Origin of the sequence: Micromonospora sicca (assembly GCF_003172935.1) — a bacterium.
Classification (GTDB): domain Bacteria; phylum Actinomycetota; class Actinomycetes; order Mycobacteriales; family Micromonosporaceae; genus Micromonospora; species Micromonospora sicca.
In genome coordinates this window covers 1-18,108 of the sequence record NZ_QGKS01000114.1, presented here as the reverse complement: position 1 = coordinate 18,108, position 18,108 = coordinate 1, and the positions used below count along the sequence as shown (strand labels likewise).

At 73.5% G+C, this 18,108-nt stretch carries 16 protein-coding genes and 2 pseudogenes; 12 read left to right on the top strand and 6 right to left on the bottom strand.

Annotation, left to right across the window (positions count from 1 at the left end):
- Positions 1-535 precede the first annotated feature (535 nt).
- Positions 536-1,210, bottom strand: a pseudogene (locus DKT69_RS05175) (DedA family protein); the annotation flags it as partial.
- Positions 1,211-1,334: 124 nt separating this feature from the next.
- Between DKT69_RS05175 and DKT69_RS05170 the strand changes: the two are divergent.
- From DKT69_RS05170 to DKT69_RS05150, 5 genes and pseudogenes are all read left to right on the top strand, one after another.
- Positions 1,335-2,677, top strand: a pseudogene (locus tag DKT69_RS05170) (transposase).
- Between the two features lie 130 nt (positions 2,678-2,807).
- On the top strand, positions 2,808-3,416 hold the full coding sequence (locus DKT69_RS05165) for an IS607 family transposase (RefSeq protein WP_201749496.1): 609 nt from the start codon (positions 2,808-2,810) through the stop codon (positions 3,414-3,416).
- A 92-nt stretch (positions 3,417-3,508) separates the two neighbouring features.
- Positions 3,509-5,404 (top strand): zinc ribbon domain-containing protein, encoded by a 1,896-nt coding sequence (locus tag DKT69_RS05160; protein WP_146230984.1) that lies wholly within the window; start codon positions 3,509-3,511, stop codon positions 5,402-5,404.
- A 20-nt stretch (positions 5,405-5,424) separates the two neighbouring features.
- On the top strand, positions 5,425-5,907 hold the full coding sequence (locus DKT69_RS05155; RefSeq protein ID WP_109800440.1) for a DUF6232 family protein: 483 nt from the start codon (positions 5,425-5,427) through the stop codon (positions 5,905-5,907).
- Positions 5,908-5,948: 41 nt separating this feature from the next.
- Positions 5,949-6,677, top strand: a complete 729-nt coding sequence (locus DKT69_RS05150) for a hypothetical protein (protein ID WP_109800439.1) — start codon at positions 5,949-5,951, stop codon at positions 6,675-6,677.
- A 30-nt stretch (positions 6,678-6,707) separates the two neighbouring features.
- Here DKT69_RS05150 and DKT69_RS05145 read toward each other — a convergent pair whose 3' ends face one another.
- Both DKT69_RS05145 and DKT69_RS05140 read right to left on the bottom strand, forming a co-directional pair.
- On the bottom strand, positions 6,708-7,607 hold the full coding sequence (locus DKT69_RS05145) for a ribokinase (protein ID WP_109800438.1): 900 nt from the start codon (positions 7,605-7,607) through the stop codon (positions 6,708-6,710).
- 13 nt (positions 7,608-7,620) lie between these two features.
- The gene (locus DKT69_RS05140) at positions 7,621-8,463 is read right to left on the bottom strand and encodes an ABC transporter ATP-binding protein (protein WP_109800437.1); all 843 of its coding nucleotides are present in this window, start codon (positions 8,461-8,463) and stop codon (positions 7,621-7,623) included.
- Positions 8,464-8,589: 126 nt separating this feature from the next.
- Between DKT69_RS05140 and DKT69_RS05135 the strand changes: the two genes are divergently transcribed.
- Both DKT69_RS05135 and DKT69_RS05130 read left to right on the top strand, forming a co-directional pair.
- Positions 8,590-9,609: an ABC transporter ATP-binding protein gene (locus tag DKT69_RS05135; RefSeq protein WP_109800436.1), complete on the top strand. Its 1,020-nt coding sequence runs from the start codon at positions 8,590-8,592 to the stop codon at positions 9,607-9,609.
- Positions 9,606-10,616, top strand: a complete 1,011-nt coding sequence (locus DKT69_RS05130) for an ABC transporter permease subunit (protein WP_109800435.1) — start codon at positions 9,606-9,608, stop codon at positions 10,614-10,616. Before DKT69_RS05135 ends, DKT69_RS05130 begins: the two co-directional genes overlap by 4 nt.
- Positions 10,617-10,763: 147 nt before the next feature.
- Here DKT69_RS05130 and DKT69_RS05125 read toward each other — a convergent pair whose 3' ends face one another.
- The gene (locus tag DKT69_RS05125; protein ID WP_109800434.1) at positions 10,764-11,939 is read right to left on the bottom strand and encodes an ROK family transcriptional regulator; all 1,176 of its coding nucleotides are present in this window, start codon (positions 11,937-11,939) and stop codon (positions 10,764-10,766) included.
- Positions 11,940-12,113: 174 nt separating this feature from the next.
- Here DKT69_RS05125 and DKT69_RS05120 point away from each other — a divergent pair, with 174 nt between their 5' ends.
- Together DKT69_RS05120 and DKT69_RS05115 are read left to right on the top strand one after the other, a co-directional pair.
- Positions 12,114-13,565, top strand: a complete 1,452-nt coding sequence (locus DKT69_RS05120) for a glycoside hydrolase family 3 protein (protein WP_109800433.1) — start codon at positions 12,114-12,116, stop codon at positions 13,563-13,565.
- Between the two features lie 38 nt (positions 13,566-13,603).
- Positions 13,604-14,800 carry a PP2C family protein-serine/threonine phosphatase gene (locus tag DKT69_RS05115; RefSeq protein ID WP_109800432.1) on the top strand — a complete coding sequence of 399 codons (1,197 nt, stop codon included), beginning with the start codon at positions 13,604-13,606 and terminating at the stop codon, positions 14,798-14,800.
- A gap of 12 nt (positions 14,801-14,812) precedes the next feature.
- Here the strand turns inward: DKT69_RS05115 and DKT69_RS05110 are convergent, their stop codons facing one another.
- Positions 14,813-15,169 (bottom strand): STAS domain-containing protein, encoded by a 357-nt coding sequence (locus DKT69_RS05110; RefSeq protein ID WP_161557770.1) that lies wholly within the window; start codon positions 15,167-15,169, stop codon positions 14,813-14,815.
- A 149-nt stretch (positions 15,170-15,318) separates the two neighbouring features.
- On the opposite strand from DKT69_RS05110, the gene DKT69_RS05105 reads away from it, so the two are divergent.
- Genes DKT69_RS05105 through DKT69_RS05095 form a run of 3 tightly spaced genes read left to right on the top strand, consistent with a single transcriptional unit; the run spans position 15,319 to position 16,992 of the window.
- Complete coding sequence (locus tag DKT69_RS05105) at positions 15,319-15,834, top strand: hypothetical protein (protein ID WP_236647343.1); 516 nt, start codon at positions 15,319-15,321, stop codon at positions 15,832-15,834.
- On the top strand, positions 15,831-16,352 hold the full coding sequence (locus tag DKT69_RS05100) for a thiol-disulfide oxidoreductase DCC family protein (RefSeq protein ID WP_109800430.1): 522 nt from the start codon (positions 15,831-15,833) through the stop codon (positions 16,350-16,352). The genes DKT69_RS05105 and DKT69_RS05100 overlap by 4 nt, the downstream gene beginning before the upstream one ends.
- Positions 16,279-16,992, top strand: coding sequence for a TetR family transcriptional regulator (locus tag DKT69_RS05095; RefSeq protein ID WP_109800429.1), 714 nt, complete (start codon positions 16,279-16,281; stop codon positions 16,990-16,992). The genes DKT69_RS05100 and DKT69_RS05095 overlap by 74 nt, the downstream gene beginning before the upstream one ends.
- Positions 16,993-17,086: 94 nt before the next feature.
- Here the strand turns inward: DKT69_RS05095 and DKT69_RS05090 are convergent, their stop codons facing one another.
- Positions 17,087-17,752, bottom strand: a complete 666-nt coding sequence (locus tag DKT69_RS05090) for a GNAT family N-acetyltransferase (protein WP_109800442.1) — start codon at positions 17,750-17,752, stop codon at positions 17,087-17,089.
- Between the last annotated feature and the right edge of the window lie 356 nt (positions 17,753-18,108).

Here is an 18,108-nt window from a genome sequence, read left to right as displayed (position 1 = left end):
GACCAGCAATACCCAGCACGCTCTTACGCAGCATCGTGTTCATGACAAAGCTCCTTGGGGGTTGGCGCACACCCGGTGGGGGCCGGGACATGCGCAAGCACCGTCAGGCGCTCAAAAGCAAAAGGGGGAAAAGTCTCTGCCCGGTCCGCGGGGGCGGGGAGCCTCAACGCGGGTCCGCCAAGCGGTAATACCTGATCGCGGCGCCGGGACCATGTGTAACGACCGCCGGCCCGCCATCATTCCCGGGGCCCGTCCGCCGGCCCGTCGAGCGGGCCAGGTACTCGGTCGTACGCGAGATACAACGACCCCGCCCCGGCCACGATTCCGGCCCGAGGATGCCACCGGTCACACCCAGAAACCGGACATCCCACCCAGACGACTCACACGACCGACCCGCCAGCCGGCAAGATCCATCCAGCCTGCGGCACACGGGGCCGCACCACGCCCGGAGACACCACCCTGCCGCAACCCGCGACGATCTCGACGGGACACGCGAACCGCCCCACCCGGAACCCATGGACGCACCCGGCCCAGGTCAGGGGTGTGGCCCGCCGTGACCGGCGCAGGGATCAAGCCTGACCGCCCGAAGCCGGGCACGGCGGGCCACACCCCCCACCGCAACCAACAAGGGACCACAAGGGACGGCAGCCACCGACGCGTTACCGCCGATCGTCGAACTCCTCACCCGTCCACCAACCACCCCGACGGTCCCCCGCTGGCCCGACGACCCGGCCGGCTGGTCCGCCGCACCTTCCCGGTCCCGCCGCGCCCGCCGCACCCGGGTGAACACGAACCAGCCGACGGCCGCCGCGCCGGCGCCGATGACGACGTTCTGGAAGGTGCCCACGTACGTCTCGACCAAGTGCCAATTCTCCCCGAGCAGGTAGCCGGCGAGGACGAAGGTGGTGTTCCAGAGCAGGCTGCCGAGCGTGGTGTAGAGCAGGAAGACCGGCACGCGCATCCGCTCGATGCCGGCCGGGATGGAGATGAGGCTGCGGAAGATCGGAATCATCCGGCCGAAGAACACCGCCTTCACGCCGTGGCGGAGGAACCAGGTCTCGGTGCGGTCGACGTCCGCCAGCTTCACCAGCGGCAGCCGGGCCGCGATGGCCCGCATCCGGTCCCGTCCGAGGGCGGCGCCGACGTAGTACAGGGCCAGCGCCCCCAGCACCGAGCCGAGGGTGGTCCAGCCGATCGCCCCGAGCAGGGTGTGCAACTGTTGGCTGATTAACTACTTCCACCTGAAAAAGTCGGCGCGTGGCGGTCCGTCTTCGGGCGCCGTGTGATCGAGAGGATGGCCTCGAACCCTTGGGCTAGAAGGGATCGAGGCCATGGTGTTTCGTGCCGTAGGCGATCAGCCGTCGTTATTCGAGTCGGCGCTGCCAGAGCAGCTGCTTCGGCTTCCGAACGAGTTGGCTCGGATCGACGTGCTGCTGAATGACCGGGCGTTCTTCGCGCCGTTCGTACCGTTTTCGATCTCCGGTTGGGTCGGCCGTCGACGCCGATGGAGACCTACCTGCGGTTGATGTTTCTGAAGTTCCGCTACCGGCTTGGGTACGAAAGCTTGTGCCGGGAGGTCGCGGACTCGATCACCTGGCGGCGGTTCTGCCGGATCCCGCTGGACGGGTCGGTGCCGCATCCGACGACGTTGATGAAGCTGACCACCCGATGCGGGTCGGCGGCGGTGGAGGGCCTGAATGACTCAGGTCTGCTGGCCAAGGCGATCCGGCGGATCGCGGCCACCGGCAAGCGGATCCAGGCCGCCGGCGGGGCGACCCGGCCCAGGGTGCGAGACCGTTCCCGCTCGGCGGGAAAGCGGGCACATGCCATCGGCGCGAAGCTGCGCAGCCGCAGCGCCGCCGGTCGGGACGAAGCGTTGGCGGGGGTGCGCCGGGTGACCGGGGAGCTGGCCGACCTGGCTGAGACCACCTGCACCGATGCCGAGCGGCTGCTGGCCAACGCCAAGCGGTCGCTACGCCGGGCCCGGGCCAAGGCAGCAGCCACCAAGGTCGCTGGTGGTCAGCCTGATCCCGCTGTCGGACGGCGCCGCGGCCGGCTGGCCCGCGCGGTGAACGACCTGGAGGACCTGGTCCAGGCGACCCGCCAGATCGCCGCGCAGACCCGGCAGCGGCTGTCCGGCCAGACCCCCGACGGCGCCAACCGACGGGTCAGCCTGCACGACCCGGACGCACGCCCGATCGCCAAGTGACGCCTCGGCAAACCCGTGGAGTTCGGCCACAAGGGACAGCTGGTTGAGGGCGACGACGGCATCGTCGTGGACTACACCGTCGAGCACGGCAACCCCGCCGACGCACCCCAACTGGCACCCGCAGTCGAGCGGGTCATCCACCGCACCGGACGCACCCCGCGCACCGTGACCGCCGACCGAGGCTACGGCGAGAAAAGCGTCGAGGACGCCCTCACCGACCTCGGTGTCCGCAACGTGGTGATCCCCCGCAAGGGCAAACCCACCGCGACCCGCAAAGCCATCGAACACCGACCGGCGTTCCGACGAACCGTGAAATGGCGAACCGGATGCGAAGGCAGGATCAGCACCCTCAAACGCGGATACGGCTGGGACCGAACCCGCATCAACGGAACCGAAGGCGCCCGGATCTGGGCCGGACACGGCGTCCTGGCTCACAACCTGGTCAAGATCAGCGCCCTCGCCGCCTGAAAGCCACCCAGGGAGAGATCTGCTACCACCCCAGACCCGGCGAGTCCCAGAGCAGCCAAGCCTGCTCAACGAGAACCGCCGTTTTTCAGGTCGAAGTAACTAAGCGAACCTATGTGGTACGTTCTTGATCATGTCGTTGCTGCGTCTGGGTCCGGCCGCTGAGTACATCGGTGTGCATCCTGTGACGCTGCGCCGGTGGGCGGATGAGGGACGGGTGGCGGTGACGTGGGTTGGTCGGGAGCGTCGGTTCGACTCTGCGTTGCTCGATGCGTTCGTCGGACGGGGTGAGGCGGAACGGCCGCGCCGTGAGGCGTTGTATGTGCGGGTGTCGGGTACGTCTGGCCAGGAGACGTCGCTGGTGGCCCAAGAGGCGGAACTGCGGGCTACTGCTGCCGCCGAGGTCGTGGCGGTGTTCAAGGACAACGCGTCTGGGCTGCGGGAGAACCGGCCGGGACTGACGCGGCTGCTGAAGGGCGCGGCGGCCGGCGAGTTCACCGTAGTGAGAGTGACCCACCGCGACCGGCTGGCCCGGTTCGGCACCGCGTGGTTGACCGCTCTGCTCGCCCGTGACGGGGTGACCGTCGAGGTGCTGCATTCGAAGGGTTCGGCCGGTGGGGTCGAGGAACTGGTGGACGACTTCATGTCTCTGGTCGCCATATTCGCCGGTCGGATGTACGGCCTGCGGTCGCGTGAGGCCAAGCGGCGACTGCTGGCGGCCGCGGGTAAAGGCGTGGGGTAGTGGCTGGCTCCGTGTTGACGTCGACCGCGACCTGCACCGCATACCGGGCGGTGTGCGGCGGTAAGCCCGACGCGCCGGGGGTGCAGGCGCCCGTGACGGGGCGGGTGCTCGCCGAACGGGTCGGGTGGCTCGCGGACCTGGTTCAAAGCATGGCCGACGGGGTGATCGTTGCGCACTGGTCGGATGCTGACCTTGCGGAGCTTGCCGGTGGGGTCGGCCCTGAGGGGCGGCGGCTGCCGGGCAACGGGTGGATGGCGTTGCGCCGGCTCGGCTGGGCTGCGGTGCCGCCGGCGGGTGTGGTGGTGTCGGACCGGGTTCGTCGGATCGCCGAGGAAGAAGCCGCCCGCGTTCTGCGTCTGGCGTGCCACCGTCGTGCGATCGTTGCCGCGCTGCTGGCCACGTGGCCGGCCGATCCGTCCGCTCGCACCGATGACGAATGGGCTGCGTTGCGGGCGGCGCTGCCCGACGCAACCGATAACGCGACGATCCGCAACCGCACCCGACAGATCACCGCACACATCGCCGGGCATGGCCGGCCGCCGGCGGACCTGTGTGAGCTGGAGGGTCAGCCGGCCGCGGCTCGGCAGGTGAGCCTCGCTGCGGCCGACCGGCAACAGGTCGCCGTCGACCGGGTCGACGACAGCATCGTGCGGGTGTGGTCGCAGCTTCCGACGTGCCCGGCGCCGGCCTCGTACCGCGACTGGGTGTGGCATGCCTTCGACGTGGTGCTGCCGGCGATCGTGCCCGCCGGGGTGAAGGTGTGCACTCCGACGCTGCGTCCCGGCGATGGCAAGGTTCGCGTCGACCTGCCCTGGCAGACCCCGCACACCCCACCCCGGTTGGACGGCCACACTCGTGCGCTCGGTGTCGACTGGGGTGTGAACACCCTGCTGACCGCGACCGTGGCCGACCTCGACCAGGACGGCACCGTGGTGGTGCAGGGCCGCCCGTTGCGGTTCGACGCGACCGGCGCGTCGGCGAAACTGGTGCGGCTACGCCGCCACCGCGAACACCTCAACACCAAAGCCGACCACCTGGCGCGGCTGCGCGACGGCCGGCCCACCCACCACCCTGCCGCAGCGGCATTGACTGCGAAGCTCGCCCTCCTGCAGGCCGAGCATACGGCGGTGTGCGCCCGGATCCGGCATCTCAACAAGGCTCTTGCCTGGTCGTCGGCGCGGTGGCTCGTCGACCAGGCGACCGCGGCCGGCGCCACCGTCATCTACGTCGAGGACCTCGCCACGCTCGAGGGCGGTGGCCGGTCACGCAGCCTCAACCGGCGACTCTCCGGTGCGGTACGCGGCACCGTGTTCACCGCCATCGCCCACCTCGCCGCGAAAGTAGATATCGCAGTCGTCACTGTCCCGGCGCGTGGCACCTCGTCCGGCTGTCCCCGCTGCGGCGGTCCGGTCAAGCACGTCAAAACACCACAGCGGATGGTGGCCGGGTACCGGTGGGCGAACTGCTCGTGCGGCCTGTCGATGGACCGTGACCACGCCGCGGCGCAACGGATCGCCGCCCGGGGCCTAGCCAACCAGGCCAACACCCGCCGCGGCCGTAACGGCAACGCCGCGATCCGGACCGCCACCGACACACCGGCCCGCCACCAGACGCGTCGACCAACCCGCACCGCCACGATCCCGCCGGCGCGGGATCGACGCAAAACCGCACCCACCCCGAAGCAGATCCGACCTGCAACGGTCAAGACCTCACGCCTGCTGCCCTTGCGACGGCAGGTTCCCGCCCCGGCAGAATCCCCATCGGGATCCTCCGGTCAGCGTCCGGCGGGACGGACACCCCAGGAGACCAACCCGAAAGGGCCGGTCAGCCAGGTGCCGCACACGGCTCCCACCACCACCCCGCGACACCCTCACCGGGTCCGCGGGGCAGCCCTCGGTCGCGGCTTCCACCGCCACGTGCACGCCACCCCCGTAACCGACCGGGATGGTAGCGCCAGCCGGATGTCCGGCTCGCCGAGAATCGCATAGGGAACCAGAGACGCTTAGTGATGACCCTCTATTACCGGGACGACGCGGTACAGGTCACCTCCGAAGCCATCCACGCGGGCGGGCATGTCATCGCGCTCGCCGACGTGGCGTACGTCTGGCACGCCCGGGGCGCGACCACCCTGGCGGTCCGCGGCCGCGTCCTGGGACGCGGAGTCCTGGTCGTGCTCCTGTCCCTGCCGCCGCTGGTCGCGCTGGTCTGTGTGGTCTCGCTGGCCTGGGCCGCGCAGGACCGCGGCAACTGGAAGCTCGCGCTGGTCATCCTGGCCGCCTTCGTGGTCGGCGGCCTGGTCCTCACCCCTTTCCTGGAGCTGCCGCTGGGCTGGCTGGACCGCTCCTACGAACGCGGCAACCGGGTGCACGAGCTGTGGGTGCAGCACCACGGGCGGGAGGTGATGCTGCTCCGCACGCCGGACGCGCTACGGTTCGGGCAGATCTACCGGGCCGTGCAGCGCGCCGTCGAACAGCAGGGCGACCGTCGATGACCACCCGGCGCTCCTAGCGCCGCCCACGCACACTGGGGAACATGGCGATTCCCCTCCCCCGGCCCGGCGCGGTCGTCGGCCTCACCCGCTCCGCCCTGGACCAGGCCCTCGGCTCGGCCGCCTCGCTCGCCGCCGTACCGGCCCGCGCCTTCGCGGTCCTCGACGAGGTCGAGGCGCTGCTGCGCCGGATCAACGGGGTGGTGGATCGGATCGAGAGCACCCTGGACCGCACCGACCGGGTGCTCACCGACGCGGAGACGGCGGTCCGCGAGGTCGCGGTGATCAGCGCCGCCGCCACCGGCGCGATCGAGACCGCCACCGAGGTCGCCGCGGCGGCTGCCGTGGTGGTCGGCGACGCCGAGCGGGTGGCCCGGGCCGCCGGCACGCTGGTCGCCGAGGCGGACGCCGTGGCCGGGCGGGCCGCCGGCACGGTGGTCGCCGCCGAGGAGGCCGCCGGCACCGCCGCCGACCTGCTGGCCGCGTACGAGCCGGCGCTGCGCCGGGCCGCGCCGATGGCGACCCGGTTCGTCGAACAGCTCAGCCACGAGGAGGTGACCGCGGCGATCCGGCTCATCGACGAGCTGCCGAAGCTCAAGGAGCACCTGACCGCGGACGTCCTGCCGATCCTGGCCACCCTGGACCGGGTCGGCCCGGACCTGCACGACCTGCTCGACGTCACCCGCGACCTCAAGCTGGCCGTCGCCGGCATCCCCGGCCTGGGCATGCTGCGCCGCCGAGGTGAGCGGCTCGCCGACGAACCGGCCGCCTGACCGCCTCGCGGATCGGGGCGGCGGGGCGGGTCAGGCGGCCGGGACGTACAGCTCGTCGATCTCGACCCGGCGGGGCAACGCCACCGAGGCGCCGAGCCGCCGTACGCAGGCCGCCCCGGCCGCCGCCGCCCAGTGCACCGCGTCGACCAGTTCACGCCCCTCGCCCCAGGCGACGGCCAGGGCGGCGGTGAACGCGTCACCAGCGGCGGTGAAGTCCACCGCCTCGACCTTGACCGGCGGGACGTGCACCGACCGGCCGTCCCGGTCGACGTACCAGGCGCCCTGGGCGCCGAGGGTGAGCACCGCCCGCGGCACCAGGTCGAGCAGCGCCGCCGGCTCGTCCCGGCCCCGGCCGGTGAGCGCCCGCGCCTCGGTCTCGTTGACCACCAGCAGGTCCACCGCGGCGAGCAGCTCCGCCGGCACCGGCCGCGCCGGCGCCGCGTTGAGGATCACCCGGGTGCCGGCCGCCCGGGCCGCGACCGCCGCCTCGGTCACCGTCTCGACCGGCACCTCAAGCTGGGCGACCAGCACGTCCGCCTCGCGTACGGCGTGCAGCTCGCCCTCGGTCAGCCCGACGAAGGCCCCGTTGGCGCCGGGCGTCACCAGGATCGCGTTCTCCCCCTCGGCGCCCACCATGACCAGCGCCACGCCGGAGGCCCCGTACACCACCCGGAGCTGGCCGGTGTCCACCCCGGCGGCGGTGATCCGGGCCTTGAGGGTGACCCCGAAGGCGTCCGAGCCGATCGCGCCGAGGAAGACGCAGGACGCGCCGGCGCGGACGGCGGCGATCGCCTGGTTGGCGCCCTTGCCCCCGGGAAGCATGACGAAGTCGGTGCCGAGCAGGGTCTCCCCCGGCCGGGGCAGCGCGGGCGCGGTGCCGATCAGATCCATGTTGGCGCTGCCCACCACGGCCACCCGGGTCTGCTGCACGGTGGTTCCTTCCTCAGGCGGCGCGGGCGGTCCAGCGGTCGGCGGAGCGCTCGACGACCAGGGGCAGGCCGAAGGTCTTCGAGAGGTTGTCGGCGGTGAGGGTGTCGGCGAGCAGGCCCTGCGCCACCACGCCGCCCTCGCGCAGCAGCAGCGCGTGGGTGAAGCCCGGCGGGATCTCCTCCACGTGGTGGGTCACCAGCACCAGCGCCGGGGCGTCCGGGTCGTACGCCAGCTCGGCCAGCCGGGCCACCAGGTCCTCGCGACCGCCCAGGTCGAGCCCGGCGGCCGGCTCGTCGAGGAGCAGCAGCTCGGGGTCGGTCATCAGCGCGCGGGCGATCTGCACCCGCTTACGCTCCCCCTCCGACAGCGTGCCGTACGCGCGGTCGGCCAGGTGCCCGATGCCGAGCTGCCCGAGCAGGGCCCGGGCGCGGGCCTCGTCGGTGCGGTCGTAGCCCTCCCGCCAGCGGCCCACCACCGACCAGGCGGCGGTGACCACGACGTCGCTGACCCGCTCCTCGGCGGGGACCCGCTCGGCCAGCGCGGCGGTGGAGAGGCCGATCCGCATCCGCAGCTCGTTGACGTCGGTCCGGCCGATCCGCTCGCCGAGCACGTACGCGGCGCCGGTGGTCGGGTGCAGCCGCCCGGCGGCGAGGCTGAGCAGGGTCGTCTTCCCGGCTCCGTTCGGCCCGAGCACCACCCAGCGCTCGTCCAGCTCGACCCGCCAGTCGACGTCGTGCAGCAACGCGCTGCCGGACCGCCTGACGCCGACCCCGTCGAGGCTGACCACCAGATCCGTGTCCACGGTCGAGGGGGCGGCGGGGGCGCCGGCGGCGCCGGGGATCAGGTCACCAGTCACCGGTCCATCCAATCACGCGCCGCGCGAGCTGCCCCCCCACGGGCGGCGCCGCCGCCATAAGGTGAGGCGCCGTGTCGTTGGTCACCTATCCGGAGGAAGGTCCATGCCCTGTCAGGAGCCGCGCGGATGAGCGCGGTCATCGAGATCGACGGTCTCCGTAAGACCTTCCACACGCTCCGCCACGGGCATCGGGTCGCCGTCGACGGTTTCGACCTGTTGGTCGAGGCCGGCCAGGTGCACGGCTTCCTCGGGCCCAACGGTTCGGGCAAGACCACCACCCTGCGCGCCCTGCTGGGTCTGGTGCGGGCGGACAGCGGCCGGATGAGCGTGCTCGGGGCGTCCGCGCCGGAGCGGCTGCCCGAGGTCGCCGGCCGGGTCGGCGCGATCGTGGAGAGCCCGCAGTTCTTCGGCAACTTCACCGCCCACCGGACGCTACGGCTGCTCGCCGTGGCCGGGGGCGTGCCGACCGGCCGGGTGGACGAGGTGCTGGAGCAGGTCGGCCTGCGCGATCGGGGCGACGAGCGGGTCAAGGGCTACTCGCTGGGCATGAAGCAGCGGCTGGCGGTGGCGTCGGCGTTGCTGAAGAACCCGGAGCTGTTGATCCTCGACGAGCCGGCGAACGGGCTGGACCCGGCGGGGATCCGGGAGATGCGGGACCTGATGCGGTCGCTCTCGGCGGCGGGCGTGACGGTGCTGCTCTCCAGCCACATCCTGGCCGAGATCCAGCTGATCTGCGACCACGTGACGATCATCAGCCGGGGGCGCCGGGTGGCGGCCGGGCCGGTGGAGGAGGTGCTCGCCGGTTTCGACCAGCACGAGTGGCAGGTCCGGGTGGCCGAGCCGGAGCGCGCGGCGGAGCTGCTGCGGGCGCTCGGGCTGGCGGTCACCGACCACCCCGACCACCTGCTGGTCGCCGGGGTGGACGAGCCGGAGCTGATCAGTCGCACGCTGGGCGAGCAGGGTCTCTGGGTACGCGAGCTGGTCCCGCTCCGGCCGGACCTGGAGAGCGTCTTCCTGGAGTTGACCGGGACCACGCCGCACCCGGCGGTGCCCCGCCAGCTGGACGGCTCGGTCCCGCCGGACGCCGAGCCGGACGACATGCTGATCGACCTCGACGCACGCGAGAACCGGGAGGTGGGGGCGTGAAGCTGGTCCGTGCCGAGTTGGAGCGGCTGTCCGCGCGCCGCTTCGTGCAGTTGATGGTGGTGCTGCTGTTGATCGCGTTCGCGGTCACCGCCGCGACCACGCTCGCCGGGTCGCACCGGCCGACCCCGGACGAGATGAGCCGGGCCCAGGCGCAGGCCGCCGAGCAGCGCAGCAGCATGGAGGCGGCGCACGACCGGTGCCTGCGGATCAAGGCGGGAACGGTCGCGCCGGAGGAGAGCGACTACGTCCCCGGGGATTGCAGCGAGATCGATCCGGTCCGGATGGAGCATGTGCCGGTGGCGGGGGACTTCCTCAGCGGCGTCTTCACCTTCGCCGACCAGGCCCGCCCGCTGCTCTACTTCCTCGTCGCGTTCCTGATGCTCTTCGGCTTCCTGGTCGCGGCGTCGTACATCGGGGCGGACCTGAACTCCGGCGGGGTGGTGAACCTGCTGCTCTGGCGGCCCCGCCGGGGGGCGGTGCTCGGCGCGAAGCTGGGCACCCTGCTCGGCGCGCTGCTGGTGCTCTCGGCGGTGGCGTCGGCGGCGTACCTGGCCGTGTTCTGGCTGATCGCGCAGACCGCCGGCCTGCCGGGGCGGCTGGACGGCGAGTTCTGGCGATCGTTGGGTGCGACGTACGGGCGGGGGCTGGTGCTGGTGCTGCTGACCGCCGCGCTGGGCTTCGCGATCGCCACGCTGGGCCGGCACACGTCGGCGGCGCTGGGCGCCGTGGCCGCGTATCTGGTGGTGTGGGAGCTGGGCGCCCGGCTGGTGCTGCAGATCGTCGGGGCGGCCCGCCCGGACCAGTGGATGCTCTCCAGTTATGTGGGCGCCTGGCTGGCCGGGGAGGCCCGGTTCTGGGACAGCCACGCCTGCCAGGGCGACACTTCCGGCTTCTGCGACGGCTTCTACGTCATGAGCTGGCGACCGGGGCTGACGGTGCTGCTCGGTCTGACGGCGGCGCTGGTGGTGGCCGCGTTCGCCGCGTTCCGCCGCCGCGACCTGATCTGACCGCCGCGAACGGCCCCTGCTCCCGTCCGGGCGGCGGGGGCCGTTCCGCGCCCGGCAACTCCTTGCAGAGATCAAACCACTCGTGAAGAATTCCTTCACATGGCGGCGCCACCGACGACGGCACCGGCCGGGCGCCCCGCCGGCCGGTCAGCCGACCGTCGAGCCGAACACCTCGTCGCGGACCGCGTCCAGCGCGGTGCGCAGCGCCCCCCGCAGGATCGGCTCCTCGGTGAGCCCGGTGGGCACCACCCGGGGTCGGACCAGGGTGATCGCGGCGACCTCGTGCTGCACCCGCTCGGCCAGCGCCGTTCCGCCGGCCTGGCCCACCTCACCGGCCAGCACCACCAGCGGCGGGTCGAGCACCACGCAGGTGCTGGCCACCCCGAGGGCCAGCCGGCGGGCCAACTCGTCGAGGACCGGGTCACCGGCCGCGCCGGCGTCGATCGCGGCGCGTACCGCGTCGGCCGCGGTGTCGGCGGCGAAGCCGTGCTCGGCGGCCACCGCACGAAGCGCGTCGGCGCCGGCGAGCTGCTGGAACGCCGGCTTGGCCCGCTTCGAGACGTCCCGCGGGATCCGGGCTCCGGGGACCGGCAGGTAGCCGATCTCGCCGGCCGCGCCGCTGCTGCCGTGGTGCAGCCGGCCGCCGAGCACGATCGCCAGGCCGACGCCCGCCCCCACCCAGACCAGCACGAAGTCCGACACCCCCTGCGCGGCGCCGGACTGCGCCTCGGCGACGGCGGCGAGGTTGACGTCGTTCTCGAAGACCACCGGGGTGTGCAGGTCCTCGCGGAGCGCGGCGAGCAGGCCGCTGTGCCAGCGCGGCAGGTTGAACGCGAAGGTGATGTCCCCGGTGCCCGGGTCGACCAGGCCGGGGGTGCCGAGCACGATCCGCCGTACGCTGGACAGCTCCGCGCCCGCGCTGCTCGCCGCCTGCACCACCGCGTTGTGCACCACGCCCACCGGGTCGTCGGTGTCCTTCGTGGACTGCTCCACCCGGCCGATCACGGCGCCGGTGATGTCGGCGCAGGCCGCCACCACCCGGTCCGCGTCGACGTCCACCCCGACCACGTGGGCGCTGCCCGGCCGGACCGCGTAGAGCTGGGCGTTCGGGCCCCGCCCGCCGGCCTGCTCGCCGACCCGGGTGACCAGGCCCCGCTCCTCCAGCCGCTCCACGAGCTGGGAGGCGGTGACCTTGGAGAGCCCGGTCAGCTCGCCGATCCGGGCTCGGGTGAGGGGGCCGCGTTCGAGGAGCAACTCCAGCGCCGCGCGGTCGTTGAGCGCCCGCAACAGGCGGGGGGTGCCGGGCAACCGGGTCGCACTCATGCCACGTCCTTTATTTTCAGTAAACTTTGCTAACCGATAAAGACCTGCAGACGGGTGCCCGCTAGCGTATCGGCCACCCGGATCCGGAGTCTTCGGACGACCCGGCAGCGACGCCGTCCGGGACGGCCGCTCCGGTGCGACACTCGTGCCGTCCGGCACCGAAAGGGGTAACACGTGGGGTTGGATCCAGGACTTCGCCGGCTCGCGCTGGGCACCCTGCTCGCCGCGTATTCGGGGCCGGTCCCCCCGGACTGGGCGGTGGACCTGCTGGCCGAGGGACTCGCCGGGCACACCCTGTTCGGCACCAACATCCACGACCCGGCCCAGGTCGCGGCGAGCAGCGCCGCGCTGCGGGCCGGCCGGCCGGACGTCATCGTCGCGATCGACGAGGAGGGCGGCGACGTCACCCGGCTGGCCCACGCCACCGGCAGCCCGTACCCGGGCAACGCCGCGCTCGGCGCGGTCGACGACGTGGTGCTGACCCGCCAGGTCTACTCGGCGATCGGCGCGGAGCTGGCCGCCCTCGGCATCACCGTCGACCTGGCCCCCACCGTCGACGTCAACACCGCGGACGACAACCCGGTCATCGGCACCCGCTCGTTCGGCGCCGACCCGGCCCGGGTGGCCGCCCACTCGGCCGCCGCGGTGTACGGCCTCCAGTCGGCCGGGGTGGCCGCCTGCGCGAAGCACTTCCCCGGCCACGGCGCGACCGTCGCCGACTCCCACCACGAGCTGCCGACCGTCGACGTGCCGCCGGCCCTGCTGCGGCAACGGGACCTGCCGCCGTTCGCGGCCGTCGTCGACGCCGGCGTCCGCGCGGTGATGACCGCGCACATCCGGGTGCCGGCGCTGACCGGTGACGGCCCGGCCACCTTCAGCCGGGCGGTCCTGGTCGACCTGCTGCGCGGGGAGTACGGCTTCACCGGCACCGTGATCACCGACGCGCTGGAGATGAAGGGCGCCGCGCTGGCCGCGGGCGGGGTCGGCCCGGCCGCCGTCCGCGCCCTCGCCGCCGGGGCCGACCTGCTCTGCATCGGCGCGAAGGTCGACGCCGAACTGGTCGAACAGGTGGCGGCGGAGATCGTCGCGGCGCTCGCTGACGGCCGGCTGGACCGGGGCCGGGTCGAGGAGGCCGCCGGGCGCGCCGCCGACCTGGCCACCTGGACCGGCGCCCCCGGCACGCCGACGCCCGGCGTCGACGGGCTCGGGTACGCCGCCGCACTCCGGGCGGTACACGTCGAGGGCGACGTCGCCGAGCTGACCAAGCCGCTCGTGGTGCAGCTGCACGCCGACTCCACCATCGCCGAGGGCCGGGTGCCGTGGGGGCTGGGCCCGCACCTCGCCGACGCCGAGGAGATCCGCGCGGTGGCCGGCGAGACCGATCCGGAGGCGCTCCGCCGGCTCGCCGGGGACCGGCCGATCGTGCTGGTCGGCCGGCATCTGCACCGGATTCCGGGCGGCCCCGAGCTGGTCGACGCGCTGGCCGGCATTCACCCGGTCACGGTGGTCGAGATGGGCTGGCCGAGCCGCTGGCGGCCGACGGGCGCCCGGGCGTTCGTCACCACCTACGGCGCCAGCCACGCCAACGGCCGGGCGGCGGCGCAGGTGCTGGGTCTGGCCGGCTGACCGGTCTGACCCGGTCCGATCCCGGGTACACCCCGGGAATGACCACCACCGAGCCCTGGCTGCGCGCGCTGGCCGACCTGCTCTCCCGGTCGCACCGGCTACCGCCCGACCAGCTCACCACCTCGGTGGACGCGGCGCTGGACGGACTCGGCGTCACGGTGACGACCTACCTGGCCGACGCCGAGCAGGAGTCGCTGCGCCCGTTGCCCGAGCCGGACCGGCCGGCGCCGCCGCCGCTGCCGATCGACACCAGCCTGCCCGGCCGCGCGTACACCGAGGTGCGGGTGCGCGCCGGGCAGGACGGCCGGCTCTGGGTGCCGATGGTGGACGGCACCGACCGGCTCGGGCTGCTGGAGATCCTCCTCCCGCCCGGTCTCGACCAGGCGGACGAGGCCGTACGCGACGGCGCCCGGCTGATCGCCGGCCTGATCGGCCACCTGGTGACCAGCAAGGCAGCGTACGCCGACCTCCTGCACCGGACCCGCCGCAGCCGCCCGATGGCCGTCTCCGCCGAGCTGCTCTGGCAACTGCTGCCACCGCTCACCTTCGCCACCGACGCGGTGGTGGTCAGCGCCATCCTCGAGCCCTGCTACGAGGTGGGCGGGGACGCCTTCGACTATTCGCTGAACGGTCCATGGGTCGCGCTGGTGATCATGGACGGGGTGGGGCACGGGCTGCCCGCGGTGCTCACCACCTCGGTCGCGCTGTCCGCGCTCCGGGCGGCCCGGCGGGCCGGCGGAAACCTGCCCGACCAGGCGACGGCGGTCGACGCGGCGGTCCGCGCGCAGTGGAGCGACGGGCGCTTCGTGACCGCGGTGGTCGCCGAACTCGACACCGCCACCGGCGCTCTCCGGTACGTCAACGCCGGGCATCCGGCCCCGGTGGTGCTGCGTGGGGGCCGGGCGGTACGGGCGCTGACCGGTGGCCGCCGAGCCCCGCTCGGGGTGTCGGCGGGTCCGACGACAGTGGCGGAGGCGCGGCTGGAGCCGGGCGACCGGCTGCTGCTGCACACCGACGGGGTGACCGAGGCCCGGGACGGGGCCGGGGAGATGTTCGGGCTGCCCCGCCTGGTGGACCTGGCCGAACGGCACATCCGCTCCGGCCTGCCCGCCCCCGAGACGCTGCGGCGGTTGAACCGGGCGGTCGCCGAGCACCGGGGCGCCCGGTCCCAGGACGACGAGACGATCATGCTGGTGGAGTGGTCGGGCGAGGCCGCGGCCCGGTCCGAGCCGTGACACCTTCCGAGGTCAGCTCAGGCCCCGCCAGCCCGGCTCGACCGTGGACCGGCCGTCGCCGTCGGTGAAGCCGAGCAGGACGTCCACCGCGGTGATCCGCAGGACCCGGGCCACCACGGGCCGTGGGTTGGTAACCCGGAGGGTGGCACCCCGGCCGACCGCCTCGGCGGCACCGCGCAGCAGGGCGGCGACCCCGGTCGAGTCCAGGAAGGGAACCTCGGCGAGGTCGACGACGACCTCCACCACGCCGGGTCGGTCGAGGACAGCGTCCAGAACCTGGTCCAGCCGCCCGGCGCTGGCCATGTCGATCTCGCCGGCCACGGCCAGGACGACGCGTCCGGAATCCGTGTGCCGCGTACCGACCTGCATGACCCCACCCCTGCGCAGAATCCGACCCTGCCGGCCGCCGAGGGCGACCATACCGGGCCGGGCCCGACCGCACCACGGACGGAGCGGCGACCCAGCTCTTGAACACGTTCAAGAAAGGCCCTACAGTGATCCGCGACAGGGATTTGAACGTGTTCAAGAAGGGCGACGAGATGGACGTCAAGGTCTCGATGTACCTGGTCTACCTGGCGGTCAGCATCGGCCTGACCGTGTGGGTGGCCCGCGCGCTCTCCCGCAACGGGCTGGTGTTCCTGGAGGAGGTCTTCGCCGACCCGCGGCTCGCCGACGCGGTCAACAGCCTCCTCGTGGTCGGCTTCTACCTGCTCAACCTCGGCTACGTCACGGTGGCCATGAAGCACGCCGACCCGGTCTCCACCACCAGCCAGGCGCTGGAGGAACTCTCCATGAAGGTCGGCTGGGTGCTGCTGGTCCTCGGCCTGCTGCACTTCTTCAACGTCTTCGCGCTCGGCCGGTACCGCCGCAACCGGCTGCGGCAGCTCGCCCCGCACCCGCCGATCGCGCCGGTCGGTCACCCGCCGATGCAGCCCGGCGCCCGACCGGCCGGCCCCGGGATGCCCGGCCCCGGGATGCCCGGGCCCGCGACCGGTGGCCCCGCGCCGACCGGCCCGGCGCCGGCCGGGCGATGAGCGTCCCACCCGACGGCGGCGGGACGGGCGTGGCCCCTGCGGACCCCACCGGGCACGGGGCCGGTGGGGTCCGCGGGTTCACCGTCCTCTTCGACGCGCACTGCCCGCTGTGCCGAGCGGCCCGGCGGTGGCTGGCGTCCCGGCCGCAACTCGTACCGCTGGAGTTCGTGCCGGCCGGCTCGGCCGAGGCCCGGCGGCGCTTCCCCGGCCTCGACCACGACGCGACCCTGCGGGACCTGACCGTCGTCGCCGACACCGGCGAGGTGTACGCCGGGGACGGCGCGTGGTTCGCCTGCCTCTGGGCGCTGGCCGATCACCGGTCCACCGCCGAACGGCTGGCCCGCCCGCAGTTGCTGCCGCTGGCCCGACGAGTGGTGGCGACCGCTTCCTCGGTACGCGAGCTGGTCCGGGAACCATGGCCGGACCCGGGATACGGTGGCGACGATGACCGAGCAGACTGCCCCGACGACCGGTGCGGGTGGCCCGACCACCGGCGAACCGGCGACCACCCGGGGTGAGCAGACCCGGCAGCTCATCCTGGACACGGCGATGCGGCTGTTCCGGGAGCGCGGCTACGCCCGGACCACGATGCGCGCGATCGCCCAGGAGGCGGGCGTGGCGGTGGGCAACGCCTACTACTACTTCGGCTCCAAGGACCACCTGATCCAGGAGTTCTACGCGGACACCCAGATCGAGCACCGGGCGGCTGCCGCGCCGGTGCTCACCCGGGAACGCGAGTTCGCCGCGCGGCTGGCCGGGGTGCTGCACGCCGGCATCGACGTGCTCACCCCGTACCACTCGTTCGCCGCGAGCTTCTTCAAGACGGCGGCCGAGCCCACCTCACCGATGAGCCCGTTCTCCGCCGAGTCCTCGGCGCCCCGCGAGGCGTCCATCGCGCTGTTCGGGGAGGTGCTGGAGGGGTCCACCGCCCGGGTCGACGCGGAGCTGCGACCGGCGCTGCCCGAGCTGCTCTGGCTCGCGTACATGGGGGTGGTCCTCTACTGGGTACACGACCGGTCCCCCGAGCAGATCCGTACCCGGAAGCTGATCGACGGGGCGGTGCCGCTGGTCGACCGGCTGGTCGGGCTCTCCCGGCTGCGGGTGCTGCGCCCGGTGACCCGCCAGGTGCTCGACCTGATCCGCACTCTGCGTCACTGACGGCGAGGATCAGCCGCTCGGAGAACACGCAGGTCAAGTCCGCTACCGGACAGCGGGATAGTGGCTCAGTTCGGCCCGGGCAGGCGGAGGGCGATCAGCTCGGGAAGACCCCGTACGACGTCCAGCCCCGGTCCGGGAAACCGGCCGCCTCGGCCACCCGGGCGGACGCGGCGTTGCCGAAATCGTGCAGATAGGTCGGAACGGCACCCTCGTCGAGCACCCGCCGGGCCGCCTGGGCGACGAGCCGCCGGGCCAGCCCCCGACCCCGGACGTCCGATACCGTGCCGACGGCCAGCTCGTGCCCGTAGGCGTCGTGCCGCTTGATCCCCGCGCCGGCCAGGTACCGCCCCTCGGCGTCCCGCACCACCAGCACCTCCCGGTCGAACAACCGCAGCCAGGGCGGCAGTCCCGGATCGGTCGGCGCGGACCACTCGCCCACGTCGGGCAGCGGCGCCGGGGCGAGGCTCCACCGGAAGGCGCCCCCGTGGGTGGGCCAGTCCGGCAGCCCGACCGCTCCGGGCAGGGCGGGCAGCAGTCCCGGCAGCGAGCGGTCCCGGGCCAGGGCCCGGACCGCTTCGGCCCGGTCCGGCGGCACGGAGAGGATGGCGCAGTCGGGCGCGGCGACCGCGATGGCGGGCCGCAGCCGGCCGTCCCAGGCCGGCCGCGCGCGGCGGTGCGAGCGGACCACGTGCAGCCCCCGACCGGCCGGCCACTGCCCCAGCCAGGTCGCCAGGTGCAGGAACAACCGCCGGTCGAGCATCGGGGCCACCTCCTCACCCGCCGGACCGTCCGCCACGCCACACCGACGATCACGGTACGCCGGGCGGACCGCCCGGGCGTCCGGATCCCCGGCCGCCCCGGGACGCTGGCCGGGCACCCGGCCACGCCGGCCCTGCCGTCGCGCACACCAGCGGTCACCGGGGCCAGCCGTCCCCGCCGGCGGGAGCGCAATCCGACCGCCGCGGAGACCAGCGGCCGGTCAGGGGTCGCGGGCTACCGGCGGACCAGTTCGACGAACCAGCGGCGGTCGAGCGGCAGCACGGCGGCCACCCCGAAGCCGGCGGCGGACGCCAGCGGCTGGGCCAGCTCCACCCCCACCCGGGCCCAGCGGGACGC

Excerpts from the sequence above, each read along its gene's own strand:
- DKT69_RS05165 (WP_201749496.1), top strand. The coding sequence starts at position 2,808 with ATGTCGTTGCTGCGTCTGGGTCCGGCCGCTGAGTACATCGGTGTGCAT.
- DKT69_RS05135 (WP_109800436.1), top strand. The coding sequence starts at position 8,590 with ATGAGCGCGGTCATCGAGATCGACGGTCTCCGTAAGACCTTCCACACG.
- DKT69_RS05095 (WP_109800429.1), top strand. The coding sequence starts at position 16,279 with ATGACCGAGCAGACTGCCCCGACGACCGGTGCGGGTGGCCCGACCACC.
- DKT69_RS05125 (WP_109800434.1), bottom strand. The coding sequence starts at position 11,939 with ATGAGTGCGACCCGGTTGCCCGGCACCCCCCGCCTGTTGCGGGCGCTC.
- DKT69_RS05100 (WP_109800430.1), top strand. The coding sequence starts at position 15,831 with ATGAGCGTCCCACCCGACGGCGGCGGGACGGGCGTGGCCCCTGCGGAC.
- DKT69_RS05115 (WP_109800432.1), top strand. The coding sequence starts at position 13,604 with ATGACCACCACCGAGCCCTGGCTGCGCGCGCTGGCCGACCTGCTCTCC.
- DKT69_RS05110 (WP_161557770.1), bottom strand. The coding sequence starts at position 15,169 with ATGCAGGTCGGTACGCGGCACACGGATTCCGGACGCGTCGTCCTGGCC.
- DKT69_RS05150 (WP_109800439.1), top strand. The coding sequence starts at position 5,949 with ATGGCGATTCCCCTCCCCCGGCCCGGCGCGGTCGTCGGCCTCACCCGC.
- DKT69_RS05155 (WP_109800440.1), top strand. The coding sequence starts at position 5,425 with ATGACCCTCTATTACCGGGACGACGCGGTACAGGTCACCTCCGAAGCC.
- DKT69_RS05090 (WP_109800442.1), bottom strand. The coding sequence starts at position 17,752 with ATGCTCGACCGGCGGTTGTTCCTGCACCTGGCGACCTGGCTGGGGCAG.